The 8,581-nt window shown below is 39.8% G+C and carries 9 protein-coding genes; 1 reads left to right on the top strand and 8 read right to left on the bottom strand.

Translation table 11 applies throughout. The features are described 5' to 3' along the window. Positions 1-102: 102 nt before the first annotated feature. The 6 genes from gla to HMPREF2795_RS03780 all read right to left on the bottom strand — a co-directional run bounded on the left by gla (position 103) and on the right by HMPREF2795_RS03780 (position 6,397). Positions 103-972 carry an aquaglyceroporin Gla gene (gla, locus tag HMPREF2795_RS03805; RefSeq protein ID WP_000344872.1) on the bottom strand — a complete coding sequence of 290 codons (870 nt, stop codon included), beginning with the start codon at positions 970-972 and terminating at the stop codon, positions 103-105. Positions 973-1,130: 158 nt separating this feature from the next. After that, entirely contained in the window at positions 1,131-2,297 is a 1,167-nt protein-coding gene (locus HMPREF2795_RS03800) for an ATP-grasp domain-containing protein (protein WP_001108594.1), read from the bottom strand. A 12-nt stretch (positions 2,298-2,309) separates the two neighbouring features. Continuing rightward, entirely contained in the window at positions 2,310-3,050 is a 741-nt protein-coding gene (locus HMPREF2795_RS03795) for an esterase family protein (protein ID WP_001019250.1), read from the bottom strand. A gap of 21 nt (positions 3,051-3,071) precedes the next feature. After that, positions 3,072-3,896 carry an alpha/beta hydrolase gene (locus HMPREF2795_RS03790; RefSeq protein WP_001076728.1) on the bottom strand — a complete coding sequence of 275 codons (825 nt, stop codon included), beginning with the start codon at positions 3,894-3,896 and terminating at the stop codon, positions 3,072-3,074. Between the two features lie 135 nt (positions 3,897-4,031). Then, entirely contained in the window at positions 4,032-5,246 is a 1,215-nt protein-coding gene (thiI, locus tag HMPREF2795_RS03785; protein WP_001200055.1) for a tRNA uracil 4-sulfurtransferase ThiI, read from the bottom strand. 8 nt (positions 5,247-5,254) lie between these two features. Next, positions 5,255-6,397, bottom strand: coding sequence for a cysteine desulfurase family protein (locus HMPREF2795_RS03780; protein ID WP_000638945.1), 1,143 nt, complete (start codon positions 6,395-6,397; stop codon positions 5,255-5,257). A gap of 136 nt (positions 6,398-6,533) precedes the next feature. On the opposite strand from HMPREF2795_RS03780, the gene HMPREF2795_RS03775 reads away from it, so the two are divergent. After that, positions 6,534-6,959 carry a DUF6556 family protein gene (locus HMPREF2795_RS03775; protein ID WP_075228257.1) on the top strand — a complete coding sequence of 142 codons (426 nt, stop codon included), beginning with the start codon at positions 6,534-6,536 and terminating at the stop codon, positions 6,957-6,959. A 236-nt stretch (positions 6,960-7,195) separates the two neighbouring features. Here the strand turns inward: HMPREF2795_RS03775 and HMPREF2795_RS03770 are convergent, their stop codons facing one another. Continuing rightward, complete coding sequence (locus HMPREF2795_RS03770) at positions 7,196-7,897, bottom strand: CPBP family intramembrane glutamic endopeptidase (protein ID WP_001170760.1); 702 nt, start codon at positions 7,895-7,897, stop codon at positions 7,196-7,198. 51 nt (positions 7,898-7,948) lie between these two features. Continuing rightward, complete coding sequence (locus HMPREF2795_RS10755; protein WP_007554479.1) at positions 7,949-8,113, bottom strand: hypothetical protein; 165 nt, start codon at positions 8,111-8,113, stop codon at positions 7,949-7,951. Positions 8,114-8,581: the final 468 nt, after the last annotated feature.

Genomic DNA, 8,581 nt, shown 5'->3' with positions numbered 1-8,581 from the left:
CAGGTTATAACTTTTCATCAACCCACTACAGTTGACAAAGAGCCTCTAAAAACTCGACTTTCGTAGACAAGAAAAAACTGGGTCTTCCCAGTTTTCTTGTGATTATAGGTAAAGTAATTTGAAAAGCGCTACTGCTGCAATACCAGCTGCAATCGGTGCAACTACTGGTACCCAAGCATACCACCATTTTGAATCGCCCTTGTGTTGACCAAGGATTGATTTTGGAAGGAAGGCATGAAGGAGACGTGGTCCAAAGTCACGAGCTGGGTTCAAACCAGGTCCAGTTGGTCCACCAAGAGATGTTACCAAGGCCATTACCAAGAAACCAAGTGCCAAGTGACCAACAGAAAGTCCTGCAGCTGTATGAGGCGCTACTTGAGCTTTAATTGCCAAATCAGAGAAGTCAACATTTTGACCTGCTTGAGTCGCCATTTGTTTCATATATTGGAGAACTTCAGCACCAAAAAAGTCCTTTGTCAAACCAAGTGCTGCAAAGAAGAGAACGAATGAACCAACAAACTCGTTGATAAAACCGTTAACTGTTGCCGCAAAGCGTGATTCTTTTGTTCCGTGGTCGATACTTGAAATTGTTGAGAAAGTTCCCAAGATATTGTTTGCTTTTTCAGTTTGCAAGTAGTAAGGACGGTGAGTTGCAACAACCAAGGCTTGTCCGAAGATTGCTCCCAAGACTTGTGCAACGATGTATGGTGCTACTTGTGCCCAAGGGAAAAGTCCGCTAACTGCTAGACCAAGAGTGAAGGCTGGGTTGATGTGGTTACCAGAAACATTACCAAACATCAAGGCAGGGATCATAACCCCCATACCGTAACCAACAGCGATAACGAGCCAGCCACTTTGGTGACCTTTCGTACCTTTAAGTTCAACGTTGGCAACTGCACCATTTCCCAAGATAATCAAGATGGCTGTTCCCAAAAATTCAGTGGCATATTTGACTGCCCATGCGAAATCCATTGATAGATTCTCCTTAATATTTTTTAGACAATCCCTATTCTATCAATTTTTAAGCCTTTTAGCAACAGATTTTCTAAAAGAATCCTGCGGGAAAACGCTTTTATTTCAAGTCTACAAAAAAGACCTAACAAAGAGAGTTTGTTAAGTCAAAATTTTAATTATTCTTGACGCTGACCAAAGTCCTTAATCATCTGATCCATTTCTTCACGACTTGACGTCGTTAGCATATAGAGAAAGTCTCCTTGCAATTCAGCAAAGGCAGCCGGCATGATTTTCTTGACCTTGAACTGGTGACCATATTTGGCGAGCAAGTCTTCTTCTGAATAAACATAGTTGGCATTAGCGCGACGAGATGTTGCCAAGCAGTATAGAGGATCGAATTGAGAAGCTGGGAATGGTTCACCCGCAACGATCGCTGCATAGCCCTTATACAAATCAAAAGAATGGGCATAGTTATAGACATCAATGGTGAAACCACCCGCTGGACGGTTATTGTATTCAATAGCGATATAGTCATCACCCTCACGGAAGAACTCAATATGGAAGAAACGTTCCTTCATGCCAAATTCTTTGACAATTGCCTCACCATATTTACGCAATTTTGGATCCATCTCCTTTAGAACATAATAAGAATTGTCCATCTTGTAAATCATAAGATCGAGAGGTGTGTGAGCATAGTCAAAGGTCGTAGAAAAGACGATATTCCCATCTCTATCTACCAAACCATCGAAAGTACAGATCTCACTAGAGGTGACAAATTTCTCAAAGAAATAAACGGTTGAGTGGTCCCATTCAGCCTTAAAGTGATTGACATCATCTTCCGTTTCAAGTTTAAAGGTTGCTGCTGCACCTACTCCATTGTCAGGTTTGGCAATCATTGGAAGTCCAATTTCTTTCACAGCTTTATCAACGTCTGCTTCTGTTTCAATAACTGCACCTGGCACAACTGGAACCCCAGCTTTTTTGAAGAGTTTTTTCATCTCAGACTTGAACTTAGTTTTCTTGAGGTCTTCTGGTTTGGCACCAAAGACATGAAATTGTTCACGAAGGGCAGCGTCCAACTCTAGCCAGTATTCATTGTGTGATTCGATGCGATCAATTGGACCATGTTTGTAGAAAAGAAAGGCTACTGCACGTTTAACTTCATCAAGATTTTCAAGATTATCAACTCGGAAATACTCAGTCAAGCTATTGCGCAATGGTTCATCTAGTTGTTCATAGGGTTCTTGCCCAATCCCTAGAACGGTGATTCCTTTATTGGCTAGTTCAATACTAAACTGTTGGAAATTTTGTGGGTAATAGGGTGAAATTACAAGATAATTCATAAGCAACTCCTTTTATAGACTCATGTGACCGAGGAAATAAGGCATTTGTTTGCGCCACCATTCCCAGTCATGGGCAACATCGTGTCCCCATTCTGCAAACCAGGCAGGAATTTGTTTTTGATCGAAGGCTTCTTTTAACTTGTAGTAAGAAGGTAGGCCATCATGTTCCCAAGCACCTAGTCCCGTACAAACCACAATTTCAGCTTGACGGTAACGGTCGATAAACCAACCATCATTTTGATTCCAAATATAGTCTACTGGTGAATTTTGATAGATGGCATCATCATTGTAGTAATCACCGACAAAGAAACGTGCATCGTAGACACCACTAAGAGCAATGACTTTGGTGAAGACATCCGGATGTTGTAGGAAAAAGTTAAGAGCATGGTAAGCTCCCATAGAGCAACCTGTCGTCATCATGCCATCGAACCAGCCCGTCTTATGCTTGATAAAAGGAATAGCTTCTTCAATAACGTATCGCTCATAAGCACGGTGCATTTCAGCTTGGTCATGACCGTTTTTCCATGTCGCAAGCCAGCTCTCGCTATCGACACTTGAAAGTGTAAAGAACTGAACACGGCCCTCCTCAATAAAGGATGCACATGCATCAATCATGCCAAAATCATAGTATTCATTGTGGCTACCACCTGAGGACGCAAAGACAACAACTGGGATACCTGCGTGTCCGTAACGATTGACGTACATTTCACGATTTAGATGACCACTCCAGTGGCTAAGATGTTCAATATTCATATCCTGTCTCCTTTATACTAGTTACCAATTTTCTGCAAAAAAGCGTAGGCAAGCTGGAAGATTTTCTGACCATGGCACTTCATGGTGAATGGCTCCAGCCTGAACCTTGAGAGAGAGATTTTCCAACTGAACTCCTCCTGCTATCAAATCATGATAATAGCGAAGGGAAGAGTCGATATAGGCCTGCTTAATATTGCCAGCCATTAGGGTCTTATCTGTGTCATCTGCTTCTTCCGTTCCAACATAGATAAAGATTCGTTGGTCAGGCAAAAGCTTTTTACGTTCAATATAGCGATCAAAGGCTTCTTGATGAAGCCAGTTGGCAGAGGAGAAAACTCCCAAGCAACCAATCTGGTCTTGATATTCTAAACCAATAAACTGGGTAATATTCCCACCAAGTGAAGATCCTATCATGGCAGTGTGTTTACGGTCTGATTTTGTCCGATAGTTTTCATCAATAAAGGGCTTAACCACTTCCATGACAAACTCTGCGTACTCGACACCTTTACCACCAAATTGTTGACCAGGAATATTAGACTCTTGGAATTTCCAAGCTGCATACTCATTCATCCGTCCAAGACCATCATTGTCAATAGCCACGATAATCATGCGACTGATATCCGGATTTCGCTTGATGGCTGGGATAATCTTCCAGGAATGGCCGACGTAGGATTCCTTACTATAAAAGACGTTTTGTCCATCATGGAAATACACGACTGGATAACTTCTATCCGTATCTTTCTCATAGTTTTTTGGGAGGAGAACACGTACGCGGCGCTCCTTACCTGTGTAGGGAACCACCAATTTATGCTCTCGCATTTTTAAATAAAAATAAGATTGATTCATTGTCAGAAAACTCTCTATATTCAAAATTTTACCTAATTATATCATAAAAATAGAAAAAAAGTCAGTTTCCGTCCAAATTTAAGACAATAAACTAACTTTTTTTACTTATTTTATCTTTTCCTCTGGTTTTTCTGATTAAAGGAGATCATCGATTAACTCATCGACTGCATCCTTCTCAGCCTGAGGTGTAATTTCAGTAATCATAATTCCCGCTACTGCTCTCTCAACCAAACCTTCGACATCCATTCGAGCTTCATACTGTTCAGCATTCTTAATCTTAGGATTTGTCTTCGGACGATCAGGCGCAAAAATCGTACAACAATCTTCAAAGGGCTGGATAGAAATTTCAAAGGTATCAATTTCTTGTGCAATGTCAATGATTTCCAACTTATCCATGGTCACGACTGGACGGATGATTGGTGTATTAGTCACCGCATTGATAGCCTGCATACTTTCTAGGGTTTGGCTAGCCACCTGACCAAGGCTTTCCCCATTGATAATGACCAAACCTTTTCTCACTTCTCGGATACGGTCAGTAATCCGCATCATAAAGCGACGAGTCAGTGTCATGAGATAGGCTTCTGGCGCTTTAGCCTTGATTTCTTCTTGAATCTCCGTGAAGGGAACCTCGATAAATTGTATATTTCCTCCGAACTTGGTCAATTTACGGGTTAAGTCCTGGGCTTTCTTGAGGGCACCTGGACTAGTGTAGGGAGGGCTCGCAAAGTGAACAGCCTCGATATCCACTCCACGTTTTAGAGCTAGATATCCAGCAACAGGAGAGTCAATCCCTCCTGACAACATGAGCATGCCTTTGCCAGAAGTTCCGACAGGCAAACCACCTGCACCACGAATAGTTTCATATGAAAGGTAGGCTGCTTCTTCACGAATCTCCACCTGAAGGTTAATGTCAGGATTTTTCATTTGTGCCTGCACATTTGGAATAGCTTCAAATACTGCTCCACCAAGTGTCTGGTTGAGTTCCCGGCTATCTAGCTCAAAGTTGTGGTCGCTACGCTTACTTGAGATTTTAAAGGTCATACCTTCCTTGTAAATATTCTTCATAATCTCTTGGACAGCAGATTTCAGAACTTCTACAGATTTTTCAACCTTATAGACTGGAGAAAAGTTTTGAATCCCGAAAACTTGCTTGAGTGACTCTGCCACCGGTTCATAATCTGCCCCATTCAGATAAGCATGGGCACGATCGCGGTCTGCTGTCACTTTAACTTGAGGATAGATGGACAAAACGTCTGAGATATTATTACGTAGTTTATTGATGAAACGCATCCGATTTTTACCCTTGGTTGAAAGCTCTCCGTAGCGAATCATAATTTCTGAATACTGCATGAATGCTCCTATCTTACTTTTTTAGTTTGATTGTAGATTAATTTTAGTTTGGTCAAAAATTGCTCAACTTGACTCATGTCATTTTCTAGGTCTAGGCTGAGGCGTACTGCTGACTGGGCTTTATCCTTTTCAATCCCCATGGCAATCAGGGTTCCAGCAGGTTTCCCAGCCTTGGACGAGCAAGCTGATGTTGTAGAAATGAAAATATCATAGTCTTCAAAAGCATGAACGATAACTTCCCCACGAACTCCCTTAATTCCGAAGGTCAGAATATGAGGAGCAAAGTCTTCCTCACCTGAGAAAACAAAAATATCTGGATAGTCGAGAAGAGCTTGACGGATGACTTCCTTCATCTGACTCGTTTTGTTAGAAAACAATTCCAATCTTTCCATAGCTAGACGCAGTGCCTTGGCTGTTGCTGCAATTCCTGCTACATTCTCAGTTGTTGAACGATAGTCACGCTCTTGGCCACCACCAGTTAAAAGCGGTGTAATTTTCTTGCCAGACTTGATATAGACAAATCCAACACCACGAACTCCGTGGAATTTATGACTAGAGAAGGTCGCAAAATCCACTCGGTCAGTCAAATACTTTTCTGTCGGAATCTTAGCTAAAGCTTGAACCGCATCAACATGGAAGGAAATCGTTGGCTTATCAGCTAATAGTTCTGATATAGCTTCAATAGGCTGGATTGAGCCGATTTCATTGTTGACTGCCATAACAGAGACTAGCGTTGTATCAGGACGAAGTAGGTTTTCTAAAGCAGTTACATCTACAAATCCTTTTTCATTTACAGGTGCAAAATCCACTTCAAAACCTTGAGTCTTAAGCCAAAGAGCTGACTCCTTGACTGCTGGATGCTCAATAGCTGACACAATAATGTGTTTACCAAATTGCGCTTTTTCAAAAGCCACACCTTTGATAACCCAATTATCCCCTTCAGTCCCACCAGAGGTAAAGAAGATTTCTTCGCTTTTCTTGCCAATCAAATCTGCAATCTGCTGTCGAGAAGCTTCTAAAATTCTGCTAGATTGGTCTCCCAAACGATGGAGACTTGAAGGATTTCCAATAATTTTTGCAGACACTTGCATATAGGTTTCAAGTGCTTCTGGATAAGGCTTAGTCGTTGCCGAATTATCAAAGTAAATCATGGTTTCTCACGCTTTCTAAAATCACTCCTTCTATTGTATCACGAAACAGTTCAGGCGACAAGAAAGGCAATTCAGGTTCATTTAAGTTTTTTTTAAAGATTTTCGGTATAATGAATTTTAGTAAAGGAGAGATATTATGTCTAATTATCGTAGAACATCAAAACCTAAAACGGAACACATCAAAAAAGGATTTACTGTTTTTCAAAAAACGATTGCTACTATCGGTAGTATTCTGGGGCTGATTACTGCAAGTATCACCATCATGAATGCTATGAATAATAATAATAATAATAACAACAATAACTCTAAAAAAGAAACTACGACAACCCAGACAACAGTCATAAAAGAGATTCAAAAGGAATCCCCTCAAGAGAATACTACTCCAAACAAGGACAATACTTCTACAAAAGAAAACACACAAGAAGAAACAACAACTCAATCTAGTAGCAGTGCAGAAAGTAAGAAAGAAGATACTAGCAGTAAACAAGAACAACCGACTGTTCCTTCTTCTAGCACTCAAACAACAGATACAAAAACGTCTACTACCAATGGAGCTTCCTAAAAGAACTATCTAACAGCCAGTGATTGAATCGCTGGTTTTTTTATTGCTGTCTTCAGTATTAATCAGAAAAAGTTAATCTTTGCAACAGAAAAATGATCAGCCTTTAAACCAATCATTTTTTGAATATATTTTATACTAAATGAAAATCAAAGAGCAAACTAAGAAGCGAGCCGCAGGCTGTACTTGAGTACGGCAAGGCGAAGCTGACGTGGTTTGAATTTGATTTTCGAAGAGTATTAGCTAAAAACTAAAAATAGATAGTTTAAAATAGATACCAGTACTAGAACTCCGTTATTTAGCAAATGAACAGCTATGGAATCAAGGATATTCCCTCTACGAGCATAGGCTAAGTAAAATATCACTCCCAGTAAAAAATAAGTTACAAACTCTATCGGATAAAACATATGCAGATAGCCAAAAATCGCAGAACTTATTAGCAATTTCAACCACTTTTGATCATCTTTAAAAAAATAGTGGCTGAAGAATCCTCTAAATACTAATTCTTCCATGATTGGAGCAAATATACCAATTGCAAAATGAAAGGCGATGAAAAACAGAGGAAAAACTCGAGTGATCTGCTCACTTGTAGCCAGCAAGGCAGCATCGTTAGCAGATGTTGGATTTCCAGTAACCACTTGGATCAGGAGAGTACCTACAATCGCTACTAGTCGAGTAGCCACATAAAATAAAAGGGCTATTCCAAAATCCTTCCAGGTAAATTTGAGAGTCTTCTGCTGGTCTGGAATTTTCTTTTTATATTGTCGCCAAACAGCAACTAGCAAGAAAGTAGCAAGTACCAAATACCCAATACTAGTCGTCCACTTTAAGGATAGAGAACTAGAGTCTTCGAGAGCCAGCATTCTCATGGGAAATGTATTTACATTTATAATCAGTAAAATCATTCCTACAAATTTTAAACTATTTTTCAACTTTTGCAAACCACTACCTCTTCTTTCCTGAACTCCAGCATCTCCACTTACTAACGATGCTCATCTGTGTTTTCTTTCCTCTTTATAGATTTCTACTCCCTTGATCAGGGATAGTAAGACAAGGATAACCCCAATATCTAAATTGATCAAACTACCTCCATTAGCGAATAAATACAAACCCAAACAGGCTTGCGCTAAGGGATAGGCATATTTATTAAATTTCATAGATACTCCCCAAAGCTTTCTACAAATAAAGGAATGAATAGAATAACTTCTTAGTCTTGCTCACATAAGAGCATCAAATTTCAGATTTTCTTTTTTCTACTAACTATCTCTAAATCCAATTCAATAATACTCTTCTGATTAACTTGTAAGATCAGCTCTATTCTTTTAGGGTTGAACCAGACCACCGATCTACTAAATCATGTTTAGGAACAATCATAGTTTAGCATTTATTTCTAGGAATAGATTGCTCTTTCTTAAATTGTCATCAAAACATCCTAAATGGTAGTAATTGGTTTGCGGCTTAAGGACTTCAATGACCATCAGCTTCCTCACTTGAAGAAAAAGCGAACAAGACCAGATTCTGTTTATCAGAAAACTAGTTTTGTCCGCTTTTTATATTCGAGATTAGTCTCTTGATCCAATCTCTATGACTTATACTCTTCGAAAATCAAATTCAAACCGCGTCAA

The sequence above is a fragment of the Streptococcus sp. HMSC056C01 genome, assembly GCF_001811305.1.
Lineage (GTDB): Bacteria > Bacillota > Bacilli > Lactobacillales > Streptococcaceae > Streptococcus.
This window is presented reverse-complemented; position numbering and strand designations above follow the sequence as displayed.